The sequence below is a fragment of the Mesorhizobium sp. M2D.F.Ca.ET.226.01.1.1 genome (assembly GCF_004022705.2).
GTDB lineage: Bacteria > Pseudomonadota > Alphaproteobacteria > Rhizobiales > Rhizobiaceae > Mesorhizobium.
Genome location: NZ_RZOY02000006.1, coordinates 392,434 through 414,248, shown reverse-complemented (window position 1 = coordinate 414,248; position 21,815 = coordinate 392,434). Strand labels below are relative to the sequence as shown.

The window sequence follows — 21,815 nt, the reverse complement described above, 5'->3', positions numbered from 1 at the left end:
GAGGAAAATGCCTGGTTCGGGCAAATCGGACGACAGGCGCCTTGGCTTCAAGGTGTCGCAGGAAGTCGTCGTCGTTGCGATTTCGATCGCGCTGTTCGTCGTGTTCTCGGCGACGCTCAACAATTTCCTGAGCCAGGGCAACATCATCGCCATCCTCAAGAACGTGTCGATCCTCGGCACGCTGGCCGTCGGCATGGGCTTCGTCGTCGTCGGCCGCGGCATCGACCTCACCATGGTTGCGGTGATGGTCGTCGGCGTCGCCTTCAGCATCTGGATTTCCACCTGGAGCATCGATTTCACGCTAGCCGTGATCTGCGGGGCCGTGCTGGTCGCGGCCATCGGCCTGTTCACCGGGGTCATGGTGGCGATCGCGGAGGTGCCGCCGATCTTCGCCACTTTGGCCATTGCCTCGTCGGTCTATGGCTCGGGGCGCATCGTCTTCGCCTCCGACGTGCTCTATGCCCCGCCGGATATCGCCTGGCTGAAATTCGTCGGCAATGGCAGCGTGCTCGGCATTCCGATGTCGGTCGTCATCTTTGGCGCCGTGGCGGCTCTGATGGGGCTCTTCCTGCGCAGGACGCGCTTCGGCCGGCTGGTCTATGCGACCGGCGACAATCCGAACGCGGCCCGCACCACCGGCCTGCCGACGCGCCCGATCATCGTCACGCAATATGTCATCAGCGCGCTGATCGCGTTTACCGCCGGCATCATCATGACCGGTCTCGTCACCGGCATCGACACGCGCCTCTACAATTCAAGCCTGATCTACGACGTGCTTCTGGTCGTCGTGCTGGGCGGTATCGGCCTGTCGGGCGGGCAGGGCGGTGTGCGCAATGTCATCGCCGGCACCATCCTGGTCGGCATCCTGACCAACGGCATGACGATCCTGAACTTCAGCTACACCAGCCAGAACCTGATCAAGAGCGTGATCCTGCTCAGCGCGCTTGCCATCGACGCCATCATCAATCCGCGTGACGAGCAGACCTCGCAGAGCGGCGACATCTGAAACAAGAACCCGAACCATTAAATCAGGGAGGAAATCCATGAAACTATTCAAGAAATGCCTGTTGGCGGGTATGACCGCGCTCGCGCTGCTGGGCGCCGCGCAGGTCGCCAGCGCGCAGGAAACCGACCAGGTCGGCCGGGCCGCCTATATCGACGGCGTCAAGGGCAAGAAGGTCATCTTCGTGCCGATCTCGCAGGGCATGGACCTCAACCAGGCCTGGGTGATGGTGTGGCAGCGTCACGCCGCCCGCTATGGCTTCACGCTTGAGGTGCGCGATCCCAACGGCGACACCAATGCCGGCATTCGCGCCATGCAGGGCGCCATCGCCGAGAAGCCGGACCTGATCATCGTGCAGAACCCGGACGTGCAGACCTATGCGCGCCTCTTGAAGCAGGCGCAGGCCGCCGGCATCAAGGTGCTGCAGGTCAACATGCAGTCGGCGACCCAGACCGACTCCTACGTCGGCAATGACTGGATCGAGATGGGCCGCCTGGAGATGGGCGAGCTCGCCAAGCATTGCACGGGGCCGAACGCCGTCTCGCACAAGGTGGTCTGGCTTGCCGGCGTGCAGACGGGCGCCGCCAACATCTATATGCGCACCGGCATCGACGAGGTGCTGAAGGCCAATCCCGAGTTGCAGCTCGTCTCCGACCAGCCGGCCGACTATATCAGCGAAAAGGCCCGCCAGATCACCGAGACTGTGCTGCAGCAGCACCCCGATCTCTGCGGCATCATGGGCATCTGGGACAATGCCGAAGTCGGCGCAGGTGCTGCCGTCGCGGCTGCCGGCAAGCAGGACCAGGTGACCATCGTCACCAATGGCGCTGGCGCCGCTACCGGCTGCGAGAGCATCAAGAACGGGCTGCTCGACGTGATCTTCAACTTCAATGCGCCGACGCAGGGCGAAATCGCCGCGCAGCAGATTTCCGAGTTGCTGCAGCACCCTGATCGCAAGGCCGGCAGCGAGAAAACCATCTTCTTCGGCCCGATCACTCGCGTCGACAAGACCAATGCGACCGGCCGCAACTGCTGGAAGCCTGAAGACATCAAGTAAGCGGACTTTTCGATGAGCATGGCCGAAAGCCTTGTGCGCTGGCGCTACCGCCTGCTCCCCGACCATGTGGTCGGGGAGGTCCTGACCAAGAAGTGGATCGACAGCGTCATCCCCTTCACCGCGCTGGTGATCCTGTGCGCGATCTTCGGCTCGATCGTGCCGGGCTTCTTCGACGTGACGACGCTGACCAATCTCAGCGGCCAGACCGCCGAACTGGGCCTGGTCGTGCTCGGCATGACCATCGTGATGGTTTCCGGCGGCATCGATCTCTCGGTCGGCTCGACCTTCGCGCTCGCGGTGCTCGTCACGCTCTACGGCATGAATGTCGAGCAGTGGAGCTTTGGGACCGGCCTGCTGGCGTGCCTGGGCCTCGGCGTCGTCTGCGGTGCCATCAACGGCTTCCTGGTCGGCTTCCTGCGCATGCGGGCGTTCCTGACCACGCTGGTCACGCTGATCATCTACCGCTCCACCTTCGACATCGTCTTCCCGCAGGTCTCGACGCCGATCGTCACCAGCGGACCGGATTCGCCGACCTATGATTTTCTCGGCTTCGGCACGGTCTGGGGCGTGCCGACATCCTTCGCCGTCTTTGTGGTCATCGCTCTGGTGATCCACCTGGTGCTTTCGCGCGCCCGCTACGGCTGGCGGCTGTTCGCGGTCGGCGGCGCGCGCCGGTCCGCCTACAATGCCGGCATCAATGTGCGCTTCACCCTGTTCAGCGCCTATGTGCTCTGTTCGGTGCTGGTCGCGCTCTCCGGCTTTTTCTTCTCGGCCCGCATCGGCAGTGCCGCTTCCGATATCGGCACCGGGCTAGAGCTGCAGGTGCTGACCGCGACGGTGCTCGGCGGCATCTCGCTTGGCGGCGGGCGCGGCTCGGTCGCCAAGGCGCTGATGGGCACGCTCTTCGTGCTTATCCTGTCGAACAGCCTGCTTGCTCTCGCCGTGCCCGGCCCGGTCAATTATCTGATCCTCGGCCTCGTGCTGCTTCTGTCAGTGCTGCTCGACGTGCGCTGGGTGAAGAACCGCCACAAGATCCTGCGCAGCGTCTACATCTCGCCGACCTTCGCCAAGATGCCGCAGGCGATCTCGACCGCGCCCGGCGCGCCGATGGCGGTGAACGACCGGCTGAAGGATGTCGGCGTCATCGGCCTCGGTTTCCTCGACGGCGCCGAGGACGTGATCTTCGACCGGCAGGACCGCCTCTACACGGGCAGCCGCCAGGGCGATATTCTGCGCTTCCAGCCGCCGCACTACACCGAGAGCGAGGTGTTTGCCCATATCGGCGGCTCGCCGCTCGGCATGGCTTTCGACCGCGACGACAATCTGGTCATCTGTGTCGCCGGCATGGGCCTCTACCAGGTCTCGCCGGCCGGCGCGGTGAAGCTGCTCACCGCCGAGACCAACCGCTCGCTGACATCGGTCGTCGACGACTCGACCATGAAGCTCGCCGACGATTGCGACATCCTTCCCGACGGCCGCATCGTGTTTTCCGAGGCCACTGTCCGTTTCGAGATGCACGACTGGTACGCGGACGCGCTGGAGAGCCGCGGCAACGGCCGCATCATCGTCCACGATCCCAAGTCCGGTTCGACCCGTACGCTGTTGTCGAACCTGGTGTTCCCGAACGGCATCTGCACCGCCTTCGACGGCCAGTCGGTGCTGTTCGCGGAAAGCTGGGCCTGCCGCATCAGCCGCTACTATTTCGACGGCCCGAAGAAGGGCAACGTGGAGCGGGTCATCGAGGGACTGCCCGGCTATCCAGACAACATCAACCGCGCCTCCGACGGCACCTATTGGCTAGCGCTGATGGGCATGCGCACGCCGGCGCTGGATCTGTCACTGGAAATGCCTGGCTTCCGCCGCCGCATGGCGCGGCGTGTGTCGGAAGACGCCTGGCTGATGCCCAACCTCAACACCGGCTGCGTGCTGCGCTTCGACGAGAAGGGCCAGATCCGCGAAAGCCTATGGGACCAGGCCGGCGAGAAGCATCCGATGATCACCTCGATGCGCGAGCACAAGGGCATCCTCTATCTCTGCGGCATCTTCAACAACCGCATGGGGACGCTGCCGCTGAAGGGCGCCGATCCCAACTGGTTCAGCTCGGATTCCTACTGGGGCAAAAAGCCATGAGCGCCGTCAGCCAGTTTTTCGACCGCTTCCTCGGCCGTGGCGACTGGGCGGTGACCGTGCCGACGCTCGACGGGCCGCTGCTGCCCAACCAGGAACTGGAGGAGGCAGAGACTTTCGCCGGCCTCGCCGACGCCGACAATCTGGTGCGGACTGAAAAGGGCATGCTGGCGAGCAGCGCGAACCGGCTGATGCGTTTCGGCGCCGACGGCAAGGCCGAGGTCCTGCAAGAATTTCCGGGCGAGATCACCGCGCTCGCCCATGCCCGCGGCATGACTGCTTTGGCCATCGACGGCAAGGGCGTCGTCATCCGCGGCGGCCTGCATGACGGGCGGATGGCAGTGGGCGACGAGGCGCGCGGGCTGTCCTGCGTCACCGCGCTGACTTTCCTCGACAGCAACACCTTGCTGGTGGCCAACGGCTCGGCCTCGCAGCCGGCGAGCGCCTGGCGCCGCGACCTGATGCAGAAGAACGCTTCCGGGTCGGTCTGGCGCCTTGACCTGAAAAGCGGCCGGCTGGAGCTGATCCGCGACGGCCTCGCCTGGCCGGGCGGCATCGCCACCACAGGCTCGAACCGCGTCTACGTCACCGAAGCCTGGCGTCATCGCGTGCTGGCGATCGATCTCGGCACCAAGGCCACAGTGCCGGTGCTGGACCATCTGCCGGCCTATCCCGCCCGCATCGCGCCGGCCTTCAATGCCGGCTATTGGCTGACCTTCTATTCGGTGCGCAACCAGCTGGTGGAGTTCATCCTGCGCGAGGAATCCTACCGCAAGCGCATGCTGGCGGAGGTGCCGGAGGCCTTTTGGATGGCGCCCTCGCTCAGCTCGTGGCGCGACTATCGCGAGCCGATGCAGGGCAGCCAGCTCAAGCAGATGAATGTGCTCAAACCTTACGCGGTCACCAGGTCCTACGGGCTGGTGGTCCACTGCGACCACAACATGAAGCCGCTGTCGAGCTTCCATTCGCGCGCCGACGGCACGGTGCACGGCACGATCAGCGCCTGCGAGCTTGACGACGACCTGCTTGTCGCCTCGCGCGGCGGGTCGCGGATCGTGCGCCTGGCCAGGGCCGCCGGCGGCAAGCGGGGTTAAGCGATGTCGTACGCCAACATCATCGAACTCAAGGGCGCGACCAAGGCGTTCGCGCGCATCCCTGCCTTCAAGAACGTCAATTTCGACCTGCGCAAGGGAGAGATCCACGCGCTTCTGGGCGAAAACGGCGCCGGCAAATCGACGCTGACCAAGGTCATGGCGGGCGTGTTCAAGCTGACAGAGGGCAAGCTGTTCTTCGACGGTAGGGAGGTGTCCTTCACCACCCCCGCCGAGGCGCTGCGCGCCGGCGTCGCCATGGTGTTCCAGGAGACCAATCTGGTGCCGGCCATGACGGTGGCGCAGAACCTCTATCTCGGCGAAGAGAAGATGTTCAACCGGCTGCGCGGCCTCTATATCCAGGCGCGCCAGTTCCTCGCCGGCATGGGTTTCCAAGTCGACCCGACCGCGCAGGTGAGCACGCTGGGCGCCGCGCACAAGCAGATGGTCGAGATCGCGCGCGCCGTCCACCACAAGGCCCGCGTCATCATCTTCGACGAGCCGACCGCGACGCTGACGCCGGAAGAGAAGCGGCATTTCTTCAACCTGTTGCAGCGGCTGGTGAAAGACGGCATCGCCGTCATTTTCATCACTCATGCGCTCGAAGAGGCGCTCGCCGTCGCCGACCGCATCACCGTGATGCGCGACGGCGAGATCGTTGCTTCGGGCGAGGCCAAGGGCTTCACCCGCGCCTCGATCGTGCAGGCCATGGTCGGCCGCACGCTCACCGAAACGCTGCATGGCGAGGTCAAGCGCACCGCGCGCCCCTATGGCGACAAGGTGCTTTCGGTCGAGAACCTTTCCTGCGCCGGCCTGGTGCGCAACTCGTCCTTCTCGGTGTTTTCGGGCCAGGTCACCGGCATGTTCGGACTGGTCGGCGCCGGCCGCACCGAGATGGCCAAGGTCGTCGCCGGCCTGTTGAAGCGCAACATCTTCCATGGCGGTGAAATCCGCCTGCTCGGCAAGTCGGTGCGCTATCGCGTGCCACGGCCGGCGGTGCGCGACGGCATCGTCTATGTGACGGAGGACCGCAAGTTCGACGGGTTCTTTGAAACGATGACGGCGGGCGAGAACCTGCAGATCGGCGAACTGACCGGCGAATCCAACCCGGTCTCGATGGTGTCGATGTCGCGCGCCAGGGAGCTTGCCAAGCAATGGGGCGAGCGGCTGAGGCTGAAGTCGATCAGCGAACGCGCTCGCATGATCGAGCTCTCCGGCGGCAACCAGCAGAAGGTGGTGATCGCCAAGTCGCTGATCCAGAAGCCCAAGCTGGTGATCTTCGACGAGCCGACGCGCGGCGTCGATGTCGGTGCGATCGTCGAGATCCATCAGCTCATCAGCGACCTCGCCGACCAGGGCATGGCTGTCGTCGTCATCTCCTCCTACCTGCCGGAAATTCTTGCGGTTTCCGATCGCATCCTGGTCGTGAAACGCGGCCGCGTGGTGGAAGAGATGATGCTGTCGGAGGCGACCGAGGAACGCGTCATGTTCGCTGCGGTCCATTAAGGTGTGTTGATATTCAGGTGAGGCCGGCCTGCAAACGGTGCCTTCCTGCGCTGCCGGTGCTCACGTACTTAAGTACGCTCCGCTCCGGCCTTCGCCGGCCGAAGCCCTCATAAGGGTCTCCGCTCTATGAAGGCTACGGCCGGCGTAGGCCGGTTCTCGGAAGCCACCGTTTTCGACTCGGGCTGACCTGAATCTCAACACACCTTGAGCGGGAACAGATTTGCTGGCTAAACCCGACGGGCGCCTGAGCCGGCCTATTGCCTTGCAAACAGTTCCGCGTCTGAATAGGTCAGGAGGCTCAGATCACCTGCCCGAGCGGACATGTCCAGCATCAACCTCAAACTTCTGCAGACGTTCCTGCTTGCCGCGGAAAACGGCAGCTTCCGCCGCGCAGCCGAAGAGAGCAACCGCTCGCCATCGGCCGTCTCGATGCAGATACGCGACCTCGAGGAGCAGATCGGCATCTCGCTGTTCATCCGCACGGCGCAGCGCGCCAGCCTGACGCCGGAAGGCCAGGTGCTGTTCGAGGAGATCGCCAATGCGATGTCGCAGGTGCAGACCAGCCTCGACCGGCTGACCGAGATCGCCGCGCGGCGCAAGGGCAAGGTGCAGATTGCCTGCGCGCCGACGCTTGCGGCGAGCCGGCTGGGCGACATATTGGCGACGTTCAAATTGCGCTATCCGCGCTCGATCGTCGAGGTCATCGAGACGCCGCCGCAGGGGGCACTTGCGCTGTTGCAGCAGCAGGAGGTTGAATTCTACATCGGTCCCGAACTGCCGAACCTCAACGACTTCCAGTTCGAGTCGATCCTCGACGATCCGCTGATGGCCTGCATTCCGACTGAGAGCTATGGCGGCGAGAAGAAGCTCAATCTGTCGGACCTGAAGCGCTTTCCGCTGATCCTGCTCAACCGCAAGACGGCGGTGCGCGGCCTGCTCGACCGGTTGACGGCGGCGGAGGGGATCGAGCTCAAGCCGCAATATGAAGTCGAAAGCGCGCAGACGGCGGTGGCGCTGGTGTCGTCGGGGCTGGGCGTCTGCGTGGTGCCCGGCATCGCTATCTCGCGCAATGACGAGCGCATGCGAGTGGTGCCGATCGACCATCGCGACGCCCACCGCGCCGTCGGCATCATCACCGCGCGGGGCTACGTGCACCACTCGTTTTCCGAACAGCTGATGAACCTGATCCGCACCAATCTGCGCGAGCTGGCGCACTAGCCGTTCCAGCGCAGCTTCAATCCGTCTGGATCCAAACCGCCTTCGTCTCCAGATATTCATGCAGGTGCTCGACGCCGCCTTCGCGGCCGTAGCCTGACATCTTCATGCCGCCGAACGGCACCGCCGGATCGATGGCGTGGTACATGTTGACCCAGACCGAGCCGGCCTTGACGCGGCGCGCCAGCTTGTGCGCGGTGCCGAGATTGGTGGTGAAGATACCCGCCGCCAGACCGTAGGGCGTCGCGTTGGCACGCGCGACGGCCTCGTCCAGCGTGTCGAAGGGCATGGCCGAAATGACCGGGCCGAAGATTTCCTCCCGCGCGATCGTCATCTTGTCCGAGACGCCGCCGAAGACGGTCGGCGCGATGAAATTGCCGCCGTCATAGAGCTCGCCCGTCAGCCTTGAGCCGCCGGCGACCAGCCTGGCACCTTCGTCGCTGCCGGCCTTGATGTAGCCCTCCACCTTGCCGGCCTGCCTTGCATTGATCAGCGGCCCGATCTCGGTCTCCGCCTCGATGCCGTGGCCGATGCGCAGCTTACCGGCGAACTCGGCGACGCGGCGTACGAACTCGTCATGGATCTCGCGCGCCACGAACAGCCGCGAGCCGGCGATGCAGATCTGGCCCGAATGCACGAACACCGCCATCGCCGCGACCGGCACGGCCTTGTCGATATCGGCGTCGCGGCAGACGATGATCGGCGACTTGCCGCCGAGCTCCAGCGAAACGCGCTTGAGGTTGGTCACGCCGGCGCGGGCGATCGCCTGGCCGGTCAGCGTCGAGCCGGTGAAGACGATCTTGTTGACATCCGGGTGCTCGGCAAGCCGCGCGCCGGCTTCGGCGCCGGTGCCGGTGACGATGTTGACGACACCGTCGGGCACGCCGGCTTCCTGCATCAGCTTCGCGATCAGGAGCGGCGTCAGCGATGCATCCTCCGAGGGCTTCAGCACGATGCTGCAGCCGGTGGCGAGAGCCGGCGCGATCTTCCAGACCGAGGCGGCGGTCGGCGCATTCCAGGGAATGATTGCGCCGACGACGCCGACCGGCTCGCGCCGGGTGAAGGTGACGATCTCGCCGGGGATGGAATTGTCGATCGCCTCGCCATGCAGCGCGGTCGCCATGCCGCCATAGAAGCGCAGCATGCCGATGACGCGGCGCCGGTTGGCCAGCGTGCGGCTGATCGGCAGCCCCATGTCGAGCGTGTCGGAAACGCTGAGCTCTTCCCAATTTTTTTCGAAGAGGTCGGCGATCCTGAGCAACACGCATTGCCGTTCGTAGGGCGAGAATTTGGACCAAGAGCCCTCGAACGCCGCCCGCGCGGCGGTCACCGCCGCGTCGATGTCCGCGGCTCCGCCGCGCGGCACGGTCGCCAGCACCTCGCCTGTCGCCGGGTTCAGCGCCTGCATTACCTCGCCGGACTGCGCCGCGACCCATTTGCCGCCGATGAACATCGGCCGGAATTCGCCATGGTAGAGCGTCGTGGCCTTCGCCCTCGGGTCGAAGTTCAGCGTCATCGTCTCCTCCTCACGAATTCCGAGCCGACTATTACTCCCGGTGCGGGCGACCTCAAACAAGGAAAGCTAAAAGGGCGTTCAGATAATCGGACTGTGCAACGCGCGCGTCTTCCCCGATGGTTCCGGCAACGGAGGAAGAGATATGAGACTTGCTGGCAAGGTCACCATCATCACCGGTGGCGGGTCGGGGTTTGGCGAAGGCATCGTCAAGAAATTCGTCGAGGAAGGCGCATCTGTCGTGCTGATGGATCGCGACGAGGCCGCAGCTTCGCGCGTTGCTGGTGAAGCCGGCGACAAAGTGCGGCCGATCACGGGCGACGTCTCGACGCTGGGGAGCTTTGTCGCGGCCGTCGACCTTGCGCGCTCGGCCTTCGGCGGGCTCGACATACTCGTCAACAATGCCGGCGTCGCTCAGCCGCCGCTGCCGCTGGAGACGATGGACGAAGGCCTGTTCGACCGCATCGCCAACGTCAACATGCGCTCGATCTACAACGGCGCCCGGGCCGTGGTGCCGCATTTCAAGTCGAACAAAGCGGGCGCCATCCTCAACGTCGCTTCCACGGGCGGTGTCTCGCCGCGTCCGAACCTCACCTGGTACAACGCCTCCAAGGGTTGGGCGATTGCAGCCACCCGCGCCATGGCGGTGGAACTCGCGCCGTTCGGCATCCGCGTCAACGCGATCAACCCAGTTGCCGGCGACACGCCGCTTCTGTCCACCTTCATCGGCTCGGGCGAGGAAAACCGCGCCCGCGTCGTCGCCACCATTCCGATCGGACGGCTGTCGACGCCGCAGGACATGGGCAACGCCGCGGCGTTCCTGTGCTCCGACGAAGCCAGCATGATCACCGGCGTCGATCTCAATGTCGACGGCGGCAAGTGCATCTGAATATTTGCGTTCCTGAGGGGTTGGCAATGAAGGATGTCTACCAGATCGCGGTCGTGGATGGCGACGGCATCGGCCCCGAAGTGTGCGCCGCGGCGGTCGAGGTGGTGAGGGCCGCACTCGGGCCGGGTTGCCCATTGCGCTTCACCGAATACCCGGCCGGAGCCGAGCATTACCTGAAGACCGGGCAGAGTTTTCCCGAGCCGACGTTTGCGGCATGCCAGGCGGCGGATGCGATCCTGCATGGCGCCGGCGGCCTGCCCGGCGTGGTCTATCCGGACGGTACGGAAGCCGGGCTCGACTTCACTCTGAGGCTCCGCTTCGAGCTCGACCTCTATGCCAACATCCGCCCGATCAGGCTCTTCGAAGGGGTGACGAGCCCGCTCAGCGGGGTGAAGGCCGGCGACATCGACTACGTCATCCTGCGCGAGAACAGCGAAGGGCTTTACGCGGCGCGCGGGGCAGGGGCGCTGCTGCGCGGCGAAGTGGCGGTCGACACGCTCGTGCAGACGCGCGCCGGCATCGAGCGCATCGTGCGCAAGGCCTTCGAGCTGGCACGCCAGTCGAACGGCGCCCCGGGCGATGGCGTGCGCCGAGTGACCTGCTGCGACAAGGCCAATGTGCTGCGCAGCTACGCCTTTTTCCGCTCCGTGTTCGACGAGGTGGCGAAAGACTATCCCGACATCGCGACGGAACATGCGCTGGTCGACGCCATGGCAATGCATCTCGTGCTGAAGCCCGGCCATTTCAACGTCATCGTCAGCGAGAACATGTTCGGCGACATTCTCTCCGATCTGGCGGCGGCGACGGTCGGCGGCATGGGCATGGCGCCGTCGGCGGAAGTCGGGGACACGAAGGGCTTCTTCCAGGCCGCGCACGGCTCCGCCCCGGACATTGCCGGCAAGGGGATCGCCAATCCGTACGGGATGATCCTGTCGGCGGCGGCCATGCTCGACTGGCTTGGCCGCGGCCATGGCGACGAAGGGCTGCTCCGGGCCGCCGGACAAATCCGCCGCGTGACGGAAGCGTGCCTGGCGGGCGGACTGCTCAGCGCCGACCTGAAGGGAAAATCATCGACCGCGGAGATCACTGGGAACGTCTGCGACCGGCTCGCGGCCTGAGGCGATGGGGCGGCTCGATCGCCTCGTGTCGGTGGAGGATTTCCGCCAGCTGGCGCGCCGCCGGCTGCCGAGGTCGGTCTTCGAGTTCGTCGATGGCGGAGCAGGCCAGGAACTGACCTTGCGCGACAACCGCGCCGGCTTCGAACGCATCCGGCTGCTGCCGCGTGTTCTGACCGACGTATCCCGGCCCGATCTCACCACCACCCTGTGGTCCAAGACCTATCCGACACCGCTGGTGATCAGCCCGATGGGATCCTGCGCGCTGGTGCGACCCGGCGCCGACATTGCGATTGCCAAAGCGGCGGCGGCGCGCGGCATTCCCTACACGCTGTCGACCATGGCGACGACCGGCATCGAGCGCATGGCAAGGGCCGTCCAGGGACCGCTATGGTTCCAGCTCTACGTGCTGAAGGATTTCGATTTCAATCGCCGGCTGGTGCGGCAGGCGCAGGAATTCGGCTATTCGGCGCTCGTCATCACCGTCGACCTGCAGGCGGGCGGCAAGCGCGAAAAGGACCTGAGGAACGGAATTTCGATCCCGCTCAGGCCCTCGCTGCGGCACATGATCGAAGGGATCGCGCATCCGGACTGGTCGTTTCGCCTGCTTCGCGGCGGTCTGCCGCAATTCGAGAATGTCCGCTTCTATCTCGGCGACACCAGCGCGGGACTGACAATCGCCGCGCGCGTCGGCCGCAGTCTCCATGCGGGTTTCGACTGGAACGACTTTCGTACGATCCGCGACTGGTGGAAGGGCTCACTGATCGTCAAGGGCGTCCTGCACCCGGGCGATGCGGCCAGATTGATCGCGGAGGGCGCGGATGGGATCTGGGTATCCAATCATGGCGGCCGCCAGCTCGATGGCGCGATCTCGAGCATAGATGCTTTTGGCGCCGTGCATGCAGCCGTGGGCGGCCAGGCTCCGATCCTGATCGATTCCGGCATTCGCACGGGCATGGACGTCATCAAGGCAAAAGCCCGCGGAGCGACGGCCTCAGCAGTCGGCCGTGCCGCTTTGTTCGGCGCCGTGAACGGACAAGCCGGTGTCGAGCGGGTGCTGGATATTTTGCTCGACGAGATCGGGACCGGCCTGAAGCTCTCCGGGATGCCGAGTTTCCAAGAGATTGGCCCGGACCTGATCGCTCCGTCGGGTTAATCGGCACCGGCACGGCTCGTTGCGCCATCCGTCCAGCTTTGCGAAATGCGAGGTTGCGCGAGCCCTAGCCGGCGGCTATGCCGGTCGCGGATTTCCAGACATGAGGCAGCCGATGAAGGTCGTTTCCACCTCCAAATCGCATGGCGGTGTCCAGGGCGTCTATTCGCATGCTTCGGAGGTTTGCGCCTGCGACATGACCTTCGCGGTGTTCGTGCCACCGCAGGCCAAGGACCGGCCGCTGCCGGTCCTCTGGTACCTGTCCGGCCTTACCTGCACGCATGCAAATGTCATGGACAAGGGCGAGTACCGGCGCCTGGCGTCCGAGCTTGGGCTCGTCATCGTTTGTCCCGATACCAGTCCGCGTGGACCGGACGTTCCGGACGAGATGGACAATTGGCAATTCGGCTGCGGCGCAGGCTTCTACCTGGATGCGACCGAGCAGCCTTACGCAAAGAACTACCGCATGTACTCCTACATCACAGAGGAATTGCCGGCGCTCCTCGCCACCAATTTTCCGGTCGACATGTCGCGCCAGGGCATCTTTGGCCATTCGATGGGCGGACATGGCGCGCTGACGATCGTTCTCAAAAATCCCGAGCGCTACCGAAGCTGCTCGGCTTTCGCGCCGATCGTGCAGCCGTCGACGGCCGGCTGGTCACGGCCGGCCTTCGAGAAATATCTCGGATCGGACGAAAAAGCCTGGCGCGCTTATGACACGACGCTGCTGATCGAGGACGGCAAGCGCTTCCCGGAATTCCTCGTCGACCAGGGAAGCGCTGACGGCTTCCTGCAGGACGGTCTCCGCCCTTGGCTTCTCGAAGAGGCTTGCGAGAAGGGCGGCATTGATCTCACGCTGCGCATGCAGGAAGGCTACGACCATTCCTACAGTTTCATCTCGACCTTCATGGACGACCATCTGAGATGGCACGCCGCGCGGCTGGGATGATTTAAGGCGCCAGGATGCGGGCCACGTGGAAGGCGATGGCCAGGCAGGAGGTCAGGCCGGGACTTTCGATGCCGAACAGGTTGACCAGGCCGCCGATGCCGTGTGTTTCGGCATCCTGGATCACGAAATCGCTGTTGGCCTCACCCGGACCTGACAGCTTCGGCCGGATGCCGCTATAGGCGGCCTGCAGGCTGCCATCTGCCAGATCGGGCCAATATTTGCGGATTTCAGCATAGAAGCGCGCGCCGCGCGCCGGATCGACGCGATAGTCCAACGTGTCCGTCCATTCGACGTCCGGTCCGAAACGGGCGGTGCCGGCAAGGTCGAGGGTCAGATGGACGCCGAGCCCGCCAGGCTCGGGCACAGGATAGACAAGATGTGAAAAAGGCGCGCGGCCGGCAACCGAGAAATAATTGCCCTTGGCATAGCGGAGCGTCGGCAGGAATTGCCGGTCGAATCCTTCGAGCGAGCCGGCCAACGCGACCGCGCCGAGGCCGGCCGCATTGACGAGGCGCGATGCGGCGATCTCGAACTTTTCGCCGCTCGCCGTGTCCATCGTCCGCAACACAATCCGGCTTGCCTCGACACGGCCCGAGACGACGCGGGTATTGAGCGAGAGCATCGCGCCGTTCTCCTCGGCGTCGCCGAGCAGGGCAAGCATCAGCCCGTGGCTGTCGACGATGCCGGTCGAGGGCGAGAGTAGCGCCGCCGTGCAATGCAGCGCCGGCTCCAATGCCTGCGCTTCCGTGGCGGAGAGAAAGCGCAGATCCTCGACACCGCAGGCCGCGGCGTTGGCGCGAATGGTGGCAAGCATAGGCTCCTGCGTCGCGTCGGTCGCGACGATCAGCTTGCCGCATCGGCGGTGCGGGATCGAACGCTCGGGGCAGTAGCGGTAGAGCATGTCGCGCCCTGCCACGCAGAGCCGTGCCTTCAGCGAGCCTTGCGGGTAATAGAGGCCGGCATGGATCACCTCGGAATTGCGAGAACTCGTTTCGGTGCCGATCGCGTCGGTCGCTTCGAGGACCAGGGTTTCGAGACCCCGCTCGGCCAGTGCGCGTGCGATCGCCAGACCGATCACGCCGGCGCCCGCGATGATGCAATCAACCTGTTCCATGGCCTGGTCCTGCTGCCCGTCCCGCGCATCGCTACCGCGCCGAGGCTGTTGGCGCTATCGATCCCGACATCGCGGCCCTTGCGGTCAGCCTGCGCGATGAGGCATCAACCGCCGCAATGCAAGGCGGAATTTTTGGGACTCCTCGACAAGGAGGAAGTTCCGGTTTCGCTTTGAACGCCTGCAGACAGGAGCCGCCACGATGGACGCCAGACCGAATTCTCCCGAAGCCCGCGACATCCGCTATCACATGCATGGTTATACCAATGCCCGCAAGCATCAGGAAACGGGGCCGCTGGTGATCGAGAAGGGCGAAGGCGTCTATGTGGAGGACATCGCCGGCAATCGCTACATCGAGGCGATGGCTGGCCTGTGGAGCGTCGCCGTCGGCTTTTCGGAAAAGCGGCTGGTGGATGCCGCGACAAGGCAGATGTCGAAGCTGCCCTTCTATCACGACTTCGGCTCGAAGGCGCATGCGCCGCTGATCGATCTCGCCGAGAAGCTGGTGCAGATGGCGCCGGTGCCGATGAGCAAGGCCTATTTCACCAATTCGGGCTCCGAGGCCAACGACACCGCGATCAAGATGATCTGGTACCGCTCGAACGCGCTTGGACAGCCGGCGCGCAAGAAGATCATCAGCCGCAAGCGCGGCTATCACGGCGTCACCATCGCCTCTGCGAGCCTGACCGGCCTGCCAAACAATCATCTTTCCTTCGACCTGCCGATCGCCAACATCCTGCACACCGCGACACCGCACCACTGGCGCGACGCCCAGCCCGGCGAGAGCGAGGAGCAGTTCTCCGCGCGGCTCGCCGACGAGTTGGAAAAGCTCATCCTCGCCGAGGGACCTGAAACGATCGCCGCCTTCATCGGCGAGCCGGTCATGGGCGCGGGTGGCGTTATCGTCCCGCCCGCCGGCTACTGGGAAAAGATCCAGGCGGTGCTGGCGAAATACGACGTTTTGCTGGTGGCCGACGAGGTGATCTGCGGCTTTGGCAGGACCGGCGAGATGTTCGGCTCGCGGACCTTCGGCATGCGCCCCGACATCATGGTGCTGTCGAAGCAGATTTCTTCCTCCTACCTGCCGATCTCGGCGCTGCTGATCAACGATCGGGTGTTCGAGCCGATCGCCGATGAGAGCGACCGGATCGGCACTTTCGGCCATGGCTTCACCGGCGGCGGCCATCCGGTCGCCGCGGCCGTGGCGCTGGAAAACATCAAGCTGATCGAAGAGCGCGACCTCGTCGGCAATGCCCGCAAGGTGGGCGCGCATCTGCAGGCAAGGCTGCGCCGGCTCGCCTCGCATCCGCTGGTTGGCGAGGTGCGCGGCGTCGGTCTTATCGCCGCGGTCGAGCTGGTCGCCGACAAGGCAATCAAGGCGCCCTGGGGCAAGCCGGCAGCGCTCGGCGCTTTGGTCAACGGTTTCCTGCAGCAGAACGGCGTCATCTCGCGCAACATGGGCGATGCCATCGCCTTCTGTCCGCCGCTGATCATCACCGAAGCCCAGATCGATACGCTGGTCGACGCGTTCGAACGCTCGCTCGACGCGGCGCTGCCGCAGGTTCATCCGCAGGGCTGACGAGGCGGCGGCAGCCTGGTTTCGCGGCAACTGGACTGATCGCCGGTTCGTTCACCTTCTGGTGAGCGCAAGTATTTCCGACGGAACATTCGTCTTTTCATGCTGTTGAGTTTCACGCTGCAGGGCGGAAAGGAGCTTCCGCATGGAAAATCCCCGGTCGAAGGCAAGCATAGCCGGCCATCCCATCCATCCGATGCTGGTAACGATCCCGATTGCGTGTTTCGTCGGGACGTTGCTGACCGATATCGCCTATTGGCGTACCGCCGAGATGACCTGGGCCAATTTTTCGGCCTGGCTGCTGACCGTTGGCGTCATCGTCGGCATCCTGGCCGCCATTGCCGGGCTGACCGATTTCCTCGGCGGCCGCAGGATACGCGAGCAGCCCACCGCATGGCTGCACATGGCCGGCAACCTTGTCGTGCTGGTGCTTTCCTTCTTCAACATGCTGATCCACACGCGCGACGCCTGGACATCCGTGGTGCCGACCGGCTTGATCCTGTCGGCGCTGGTGGTGGTCATCCTGATCTTCACGGGCTGGCTCGGCTGGGCGCTGGTCTATCGCTATCACGTAGGAGTGGCCGATGAGCCGACCTGACAGTGCATTCCGTTGGACGATCGCGGCGCTTTGCTGTGCAACAGCGCTGGGTGTCGCCGGCTGCAGTGACGACAACACGGACCCGAACGCGCAGATTGGTCCTAACCCGAAACTGCCGGAGATAAACCAGTACCTGTTCCCGCCAATGCACCTGGCCAAGGTGGTCGGCTGGAAGAACGACGAAAAGCCGACCGTCGCGCAAGGCCTGCAGATCGAGGCGATGGCGAAGGGGCTTCAGCATCCGCGCTCGCTTTATGTGCTGCCGAACGGTGATGTTCTGGTGGTGGAATCGAAAGCGCCTACAGAAGCATCGGTCAAGCGACCCAAGGACATCGTCATGGGCTTGGTCGAGAGCTGGGTCACCTCCGGCGGCGACACCGGGCCGAGCAACCGCATCACGCTGCTGCGCGACACCAATGGCGACGGCAAGCTGGAATATCAGGGCGTGTTTCTCGACCATCTCAGCTCGCCCTTCGGCGTGGCGCTGGTCGGCAATGACCTCTATGTCGCCAATACGGATGCGATCGTGCGCTATTCCTACCAGCCGGGCGATACAAAGATCACGGCGCCCGGCAAGGTGCTGACGGAACTGCCTGGTGGGCCGATCGATCACCACTGGACGAAGAGCCTGGTCGCGAGCCCGGACGGCTCATTGCTCTATGTCGGCGTCGGCTCGAACAGCAACATCACCGAGAACGGCATCCAGGCCGAAAAGGACCGCGCCGCAATCTGGGAGGTCGACCGCGCCACCGGCCGCTCGCGCATCTTCGCCAGCGGGCTGCGCAACCCCAACGGCCTGTCGTTCGAGCCTCAGAGCAAAGCGCTCTGGACCGTGGTCAACGAGCGCGACGAGCTCGGGCCGAACCTTGTGCCGGATTACATGACGTCGGTGAAGGACGGCGCCTTCTATGGCTGGCCCTACAGCTACTACGGCCAGCATGTCGATCCGCGTGTGATGCCGCAGCGGCCGGACATGGTGGCCAAGGCCATCCCGCCGGACTATGCGCTGAGCTCGCATGTCGCGCCGCTCGGGCTTGCCTTCTACACCGCGGACAAGCTGCCGCAATCCTATCGCGGCGGCGCCTTTGTCGGCGAGCATGGCAGTTGGGACCGCTCCCAGTTCAACGGTTACAAGGTGGTTTTCGTGCCGTTCAGCGGCGGACACCCGAACGGTATGGCGCAGGACGTCGTGACCGGCTTCCTCAACGACAAGGGCGAGGCGAGGGGCCGTCCGGTCGGCGTTGCCGTCGACAAATCCGGCGCGCTGCTCATTGCCGACGATGTCGGCAACACGGTGTGGCGGGTCACCGCGGCGCCCGGGTCGACCTAAGGCAGAGGGTCAATCCCCCGACATAGAACGGGCCATGTCGAGGAAGGCGCGCACCAGCTTGCCGCCGCTGCGTTCGCGCAGGCAGATCAGCGCTTCGTCCATCAACGTCTCGGGGGCATCGATCGCGATCTCAGCCAACCGCGAATCGTGACCGAACTCGGCCGCCGAGACGAAGCCGACGCCGGCGCCGGAGGCGACGATCTCGCGCACCGCTTCGCGCCCTTCGGCCTCGATCGCGGGCTTGAGCTCGATGCCGGAGGCCGCGGCAAGGTCCTCCAGCTTCTTGCGCGTCTTGGAGCCGCGCTCGCGCATCACCAGAGGCTCCTGTGCCAATTGCTCCAGCGTCAGCGATTTCTTGCCCGACAGTGGATGGTCGGCAGAGACGAAAGCGATGATCGGCGTGGAGTTGAGCTTCAGCATTTCGAAATCGCGGCCTATCGGCACTTCGGGCAGCACGCCGATGTCGGCATCATAGCTGTAAAGGCTGCTGATCACGGTTTCGGTGTTGCCGGAGCGCAGCGAAACCTGGACGCCGGGATAACGGGCGCGAAAGGCGCCAAGGATGTGCAGAAGGTGGTGCGCCGCGTCGGCGACGATGCGCAACGTGCCGGCGCGCAGCGCGCGCGATTCCGTCAGCAGCTCCAGCGCCTGTTGTTCGGTCTCGAACATGCGGTGGGTGATCTCGAGCAGCCTCTGGCCCTGGCTGGTCAGCGTGACCTGCTTCTTGTTCCGGTTGAACAGAAGCACGTCGTATTCTTCCTCAAGCTTGCGCACCTGATCCGAAATCGCCGGCTGGGTCAGGAACAGCGCTTCGGCAGCGCGTGAAAAACCGCCAGAGATGGCGACCTGGTGAAAGGCCCTGAGCTGGACATAGCGCATTCGCATGGCTCCCCTGGCGGCGCTTATGGTCTGAGGTCGTAGCATCGATCAGATCGATACATCAATACAAAATAACGATTTTACAAATATGTCATCCCCACCGAGAATGCGTGTCATATTCCAATGACAGGATCGAAGTGGGAGGGCGGCATGCGCGCTGAGACGAAATTTGCGGCAACAAAGCCGCTGGATGCGCCGGCGCTGGGCGAACCCTATCTGCTGACGCCTGGCCCGCTCACCACCTCCTACGCCGTCAAGCAGGCGATGCTGCGCGACTGGGGCTCCTGGGATGGCGATTTCCGCGCCATGACGGCCGATCTGCGTCGCCGCCTGCTGGCGCTCACCGGCGACGCCAGAGACGAATTCGACTGCGTGCCGATGCAAGGCAGCGGTTCCTTCTGCGTCGAGGCCATGCTCGGCTCCTTCGTGCCGAAGGACGGCAAGGTGCTGGTGCTGGCCAACGGCGCCTACGGCCTGCGCGCCGCGCAGACGATGCAGTATATCGGCCGCGCCTACACGCTGATCGACAAGGGGGACTACCTGCCGCCGCGCGGCGACGAGGTGGCGGCGGCGCTGAAGGCGGATGCGGCGATCACGCATGTGATCGCCATCCATTGCGAGACCAGTTCCGGCATCCTCAATCCGGTCGCCGAGATTTCGGAAGCCGTCTATGCCAATGGCCGCAAGCTGCTGGTCGATTCCATGAGCGCCTTCGGCGCCATCCCGCTCAATGTCAACGACATCCGCTACGAGGCGATGGTGTCGTCGGCCAACAAATGCATCGAGGGCGTACCGGGCTTCGGTTTCGTCATCGCCCGCAAGAGCGAACTCGAAGCCGCCAAGGGCCGCAGCCATTCGCTGTCGCTCGATGTCCATGCGCAGTGGGCGCATATGAACAAGACGGGACAGTGGCGCTACACGCCGCCGACGCATGTCGTCGCGGCCTTCCTCGAAGCGCTGCGCCTGCACGAGGCGGAAGGCGGCGTCGCTGGGCGCGGCGCGCGCTACACGCTCAACCGCGACATCATGGTCGCCGGCATGCGCGAGCTTGGCTTCGAGACGCTGCTTAAGGATCGCTGGCTGTCGCCGATCATCGTCACCTTCTTCAATCCGGCGCACCCGAACTTCGCCTTCGACCGCTTCTACGAGCTGATGAAGGACAAGGGCTTCATCATCTATCCGGGCAAGCTGACGGTCGTGGACTCCTTCCGCATCGGCTGCATCGGCCAGATGGACGAGCACGTCATGCGCCGCGTGGTCGAAGCAGCAGCGCAGTCGCTGAAGGAATTGGGCGTCGAGACCGCCGCACCGTCCCCCGCCGCAATCGCCGAGCGCGCCAAGCTTGCCGCCTGAACACGATCTTTGAGGTTTCCATGAACCAGATGTCTCCCGTCAACGTCACGGCCAATGGCCGCTCCTATGCCTGGCCGCGGGTGCCGGCGATCGCCATCTGCCTCGATGGCTGCGAGCCGGCCTATCTCGATGAGGCGATCGAGGCCGGGCTGATGCCGGCGCTGGAAAGGATCAAAAAGAAGGGCACGGTGCGCTTTGCCCATTCGGTGATCCCGAGCTTCACCAACCCGAACAATCTGTCGATCGCCACCGGCCGGCCGCCCGCTGTGCACGGCATCTGCGGCAACTACCTCTACAACCCGGAAACGGGCGAGGAGGTGATGATGAACGACCCGAAGTTCCTGCGCGCGCCGACGATCTTCCAGGCTTTCTGCGATGCAGGCGCCAAGGTGGCGGTGGTGACGGCCAAGGACAAGCTCAGGGCGCTGCTCGGCAAGGGGCTGAAGTTCGACGACGGCAGGGCGATGTGCTTCTCGGCCGAGAGGTCCGACACCACGACGAAAGCCGAACACGGGATCGACAATGCCTCCAAGCATTTCGGCCTGGCCGTGCCCGAGGTCTATTCCGCGGAACTTTCGGAATTCGTTTTCGCTGCCGGCGTGCAACTGCTGAAGGAATTCCGGCCGGACGTGATGTATCTCACCACCACCGACTATGTGCAGCACAAATATGCGCCGGGGGTGCCCCAGGCCAATGCCTTCTACGAGATGTTCGACAAGTACCTTGTCGAGTTGGATGCTCAGGGCGCGGCGATCGTCGTCACCGCCGATCATGGCATGAAGCCGAAGCATCATGCCGACGGCTCGCCCAATGTCGTCTATGTCCAGGATCTTCTCGACGAATGGCTGGGTAAGGACGCGGCCAGGGTGATCCTGCCGATCACTGATCCCTATGTGGTGCATCACGGCGCGCTGGGTTCCTTCGCCACCGCCTATCTGCCGAAGGGCGCGGATCGGGAGGCGATCATGGCGAAGCTTAGGAAAGTCGAGGGCATTATCCTGGTGCTCGGCCGCGAGGAGGGCTCCGCGCGGTTCGAACTGCCCGAGGACCGCATGGGCGACATCATCCTGATCTCGGGCGAGAACAAGACAATCGGCACGTCGGAACACCGGCATAATCTGGCGGCACTCGACGAGCCGCTGCGCTCACACGGCGGGCTGACCGAGCAGGAGGTGCCCTTCATTGTCAACCGCGTGCTGGCGGACCTGCCGAACGAGCCTGTGCTGCGGAATTTCGATGCGTTCTTCTATGCGACGATGGCGGCGGCGCAGGCATAGGTTGGGCGCTGTCGACCCCCACTCCGCCGGGCTTCGCCCGGCACCTCTCCCCCGATCGAGGGGGGAGAAGAAA

Annotated in this window: 18 protein-coding genes; 15 read left to right on the top strand and 3 right to left on the bottom strand. The window is 64.4% G+C overall.

Annotation, left to right across the window (positions count from 1 at the left end):
- Positions 1–7 precede the first annotated feature (7 nt).
- The 6 genes from EN869_RS16965 (at position 8) to EN869_RS16940 (ending at position 8,002) form a co-directional block, all read left to right on the top strand.
- Positions 8–1,006: an ABC transporter permease gene (locus EN869_RS16965; protein WP_127229346.1), complete on the top strand. Its 999-nt coding sequence runs from the start codon at positions 8–10 to the stop codon at positions 1,004–1,006.
- Positions 1,007–1,043: 37 nt separating this feature from the next.
- The gene (locus EN869_RS16960; protein WP_127229345.1) at positions 1,044–2,060 is read left to right on the top strand and encodes a sugar ABC transporter substrate-binding protein; all 1,017 of its coding nucleotides are present in this window, start codon (positions 1,044–1,046) and stop codon (positions 2,058–2,060) included.
- Positions 2,061–2,072: 12 nt separating this feature from the next.
- Positions 2,073–4,190, top strand: a complete 2,118-nt coding sequence (locus tag EN869_RS16955) for an SMP-30/gluconolactonase/LRE family protein (RefSeq protein WP_127229344.1) — start codon at positions 2,073–2,075, stop codon at positions 4,188–4,190.
- Positions 4,187–5,281 (top strand): strictosidine synthase, encoded by a 1,095-nt coding sequence (locus EN869_RS16950; RefSeq protein ID WP_127229343.1) that lies wholly within the window; start codon positions 4,187–4,189, stop codon positions 5,279–5,281. Before EN869_RS16955 ends, EN869_RS16950 begins: the two co-directional genes overlap by 4 nt.
- A 3-nt stretch (positions 5,282–5,284) precedes the next feature.
- Positions 5,285–6,784: a sugar ABC transporter ATP-binding protein gene (locus EN869_RS16945; RefSeq protein WP_127229342.1), complete on the top strand. Its 1,500-nt coding sequence runs from the start codon at positions 5,285–5,287 to the stop codon at positions 6,782–6,784.
- Positions 6,785–7,105: 321 nt separating this feature from the next.
- A complete protein-coding gene (locus EN869_RS16940; protein WP_127229341.1) occupies positions 7,106–8,002 on the top strand; it encodes a LysR family transcriptional regulator in 897 nt (298 codons plus the stop codon).
- A gap of 16 nt (positions 8,003–8,018) precedes the next feature.
- On the opposite strand, the gene EN869_RS16935 is transcribed toward EN869_RS16940, so the two are convergent.
- Positions 8,019–9,515, bottom strand: coding sequence for an aldehyde dehydrogenase family protein (locus tag EN869_RS16935; RefSeq protein WP_127229340.1), 1,497 nt, complete (start codon positions 9,513–9,515; stop codon positions 8,019–8,021).
- 142 nt (positions 9,516–9,657) lie between these two features.
- Between EN869_RS16935 and EN869_RS16930 the strand changes: the two genes are divergently transcribed.
- From EN869_RS16930 to fghA, 4 genes are all read left to right on the top strand, one after another.
- Positions 9,658–10,401 carry a glucose 1-dehydrogenase gene (locus EN869_RS16930; protein WP_127229339.1) on the top strand — a complete coding sequence of 248 codons (744 nt, stop codon included), beginning with the start codon at positions 9,658–9,660 and terminating at the stop codon, positions 10,399–10,401.
- Between the two features lie 26 nt (positions 10,402–10,427).
- Positions 10,428–11,519: an isocitrate/isopropylmalate dehydrogenase family protein gene (locus tag EN869_RS16925; protein ID WP_127229338.1), complete on the top strand. Its 1,092-nt coding sequence runs from the start codon at positions 10,428–10,430 to the stop codon at positions 11,517–11,519.
- Positions 11,520–11,523: 4 nt separating this feature from the next.
- Positions 11,524–12,672, top strand: coding sequence for an alpha-hydroxy acid oxidase (locus EN869_RS16920; RefSeq protein ID WP_127229337.1), 1,149 nt, complete (start codon positions 11,524–11,526; stop codon positions 12,670–12,672).
- Between the two features lie 112 nt (positions 12,673–12,784).
- A complete protein-coding gene (gene fghA / locus EN869_RS16915; RefSeq protein WP_245489311.1) occupies positions 12,785–13,618 on the top strand; it encodes an S-formylglutathione hydrolase in 834 nt (277 codons plus the stop codon).
- A 1-nt stretch (position 13,619) separates the two neighbouring features.
- On the opposite strand, the gene EN869_RS16910 is transcribed toward fghA, so the two are convergent.
- On the bottom strand, positions 13,620–14,732 hold the full coding sequence (locus tag EN869_RS16910) for an NAD(P)/FAD-dependent oxidoreductase (protein ID WP_127229335.1): 1,113 nt from the start codon (positions 14,730–14,732) through the stop codon (positions 13,620–13,622).
- Between the two features lie 199 nt (positions 14,733–14,931).
- On the opposite strand from EN869_RS16910, the gene EN869_RS16905 reads away from it, so the two are divergent.
- The 3 genes from EN869_RS16905 to EN869_RS16895 all read left to right on the top strand — a co-directional run bounded on the left by EN869_RS16905 (position 14,932) and on the right by EN869_RS16895 (position 18,233).
- Complete coding sequence (locus tag EN869_RS16905) at positions 14,932–16,308, top strand: aspartate aminotransferase family protein (protein WP_127229334.1); 1,377 nt, start codon at positions 14,932–14,934, stop codon at positions 16,306–16,308.
- A 142-nt stretch (positions 16,309–16,450) separates the two neighbouring features.
- Complete coding sequence (locus EN869_RS16900; RefSeq protein ID WP_127229333.1) at positions 16,451–16,903, top strand: DUF2231 domain-containing protein; 453 nt, start codon at positions 16,451–16,453, stop codon at positions 16,901–16,903.
- Entirely contained in the window at positions 16,890–18,233 is a 1,344-nt protein-coding gene (locus tag EN869_RS16895; protein WP_127229332.1) for a sorbosone dehydrogenase family protein, read from the top strand. Before EN869_RS16900 ends, EN869_RS16895 begins: the two co-directional genes overlap by 14 nt.
- 9 nt (positions 18,234–18,242) lie before the next feature.
- On the opposite strand, the gene EN869_RS16890 is transcribed toward EN869_RS16895, so the two are convergent.
- A complete protein-coding gene (locus EN869_RS16890) occupies positions 18,243–19,112 on the bottom strand; it encodes a LysR substrate-binding domain-containing protein (RefSeq protein ID WP_127229331.1) in 870 nt (289 codons plus the stop codon).
- A gap of 150 nt (positions 19,113–19,262) precedes the next feature.
- Between EN869_RS16890 and EN869_RS16885 the strand changes: the two genes are divergently transcribed.
- The gene (locus EN869_RS16885) at positions 19,263–20,465 is read left to right on the top strand and encodes a 2-aminoethylphosphonate--pyruvate transaminase (protein WP_127229330.1); all 1,203 of its coding nucleotides are present in this window, start codon (positions 19,263–19,265) and stop codon (positions 20,463–20,465) included.
- Positions 20,466–20,485: 20 nt separating this feature from the next.
- Positions 20,486–21,742 carry a phosphonoacetate hydrolase gene (gene phnA, locus EN869_RS16880; RefSeq protein ID WP_127229329.1) on the top strand — a complete coding sequence of 419 codons (1,257 nt, stop codon included), beginning with the start codon at positions 20,486–20,488 and terminating at the stop codon, positions 21,740–21,742.
- Positions 21,743–21,815 lie beyond the last annotated feature (73 nt).

Bases quoted from the DNA above. Each gene is read 5' to 3' on its own strand.
- EN869_RS16965 (WP_127229346.1), top strand. From the start codon at position 8: ATGCCTGGTTCGGGCAAATCGGACGACAGGCGCCTTGGCTTCAAGGTG.
- EN869_RS16960 (WP_127229345.1), top strand. From the start codon at position 1,044: ATGAAACTATTCAAGAAATGCCTGTTGGCGGGTATGACCGCGCTCGCG.
- EN869_RS16955 (WP_127229344.1), top strand. From the start codon at position 2,073: ATGAGCATGGCCGAAAGCCTTGTGCGCTGGCGCTACCGCCTGCTCCCC.
- EN869_RS16950 (WP_127229343.1), top strand. From the start codon at position 4,187: ATGAGCGCCGTCAGCCAGTTTTTCGACCGCTTCCTCGGCCGTGGCGAC.
- EN869_RS16945 (WP_127229342.1), top strand. From the start codon at position 5,285: ATGTCGTACGCCAACATCATCGAACTCAAGGGCGCGACCAAGGCGTTC.
- EN869_RS16940 (WP_127229341.1), top strand. From the start codon at position 7,106: ATGTCCAGCATCAACCTCAAACTTCTGCAGACGTTCCTGCTTGCCGCG.
- EN869_RS16935 (WP_127229340.1), bottom strand. From the start codon at position 9,515: ATGACGCTGAACTTCGACCCGAGGGCGAAGGCCACGACGCTCTACCAT.
- EN869_RS16930 (WP_127229339.1), top strand. From the start codon at position 9,658: ATGAGACTTGCTGGCAAGGTCACCATCATCACCGGTGGCGGGTCGGGG.
- EN869_RS16925 (WP_127229338.1), top strand. From the start codon at position 10,428: ATGAAGGATGTCTACCAGATCGCGGTCGTGGATGGCGACGGCATCGGC.
- EN869_RS16920 (WP_127229337.1), top strand. From the start codon at position 11,524: ATGGGGCGGCTCGATCGCCTCGTGTCGGTGGAGGATTTCCGCCAGCTG.
- fghA (WP_245489311.1), top strand. From the start codon at position 12,785: ATGAAGGTCGTTTCCACCTCCAAATCGCATGGCGGTGTCCAGGGCGTC.
- EN869_RS16910 (WP_127229335.1), bottom strand. From the start codon at position 14,732: ATGGAACAGGTTGATTGCATCATCGCGGGCGCCGGCGTGATCGGTCTG.
- EN869_RS16905 (WP_127229334.1), top strand. From the start codon at position 14,932: ATGGACGCCAGACCGAATTCTCCCGAAGCCCGCGACATCCGCTATCAC.
- EN869_RS16900 (WP_127229333.1), top strand. From the start codon at position 16,451: ATGGAAAATCCCCGGTCGAAGGCAAGCATAGCCGGCCATCCCATCCAT.
- EN869_RS16895 (WP_127229332.1), top strand. From the start codon at position 16,890: ATGAGCCGACCTGACAGTGCATTCCGTTGGACGATCGCGGCGCTTTGC.
- EN869_RS16890 (WP_127229331.1), bottom strand. From the start codon at position 19,112: ATGCGCTATGTCCAGCTCAGGGCCTTTCACCAGGTCGCCATCTCTGGC.
- EN869_RS16885 (WP_127229330.1), top strand. From the start codon at position 19,263: ATGCGCGCTGAGACGAAATTTGCGGCAACAAAGCCGCTGGATGCGCCG.
- phnA (WP_127229329.1), top strand. From the start codon at position 20,486: ATGAACCAGATGTCTCCCGTCAACGTCACGGCCAATGGCCGCTCCTAT.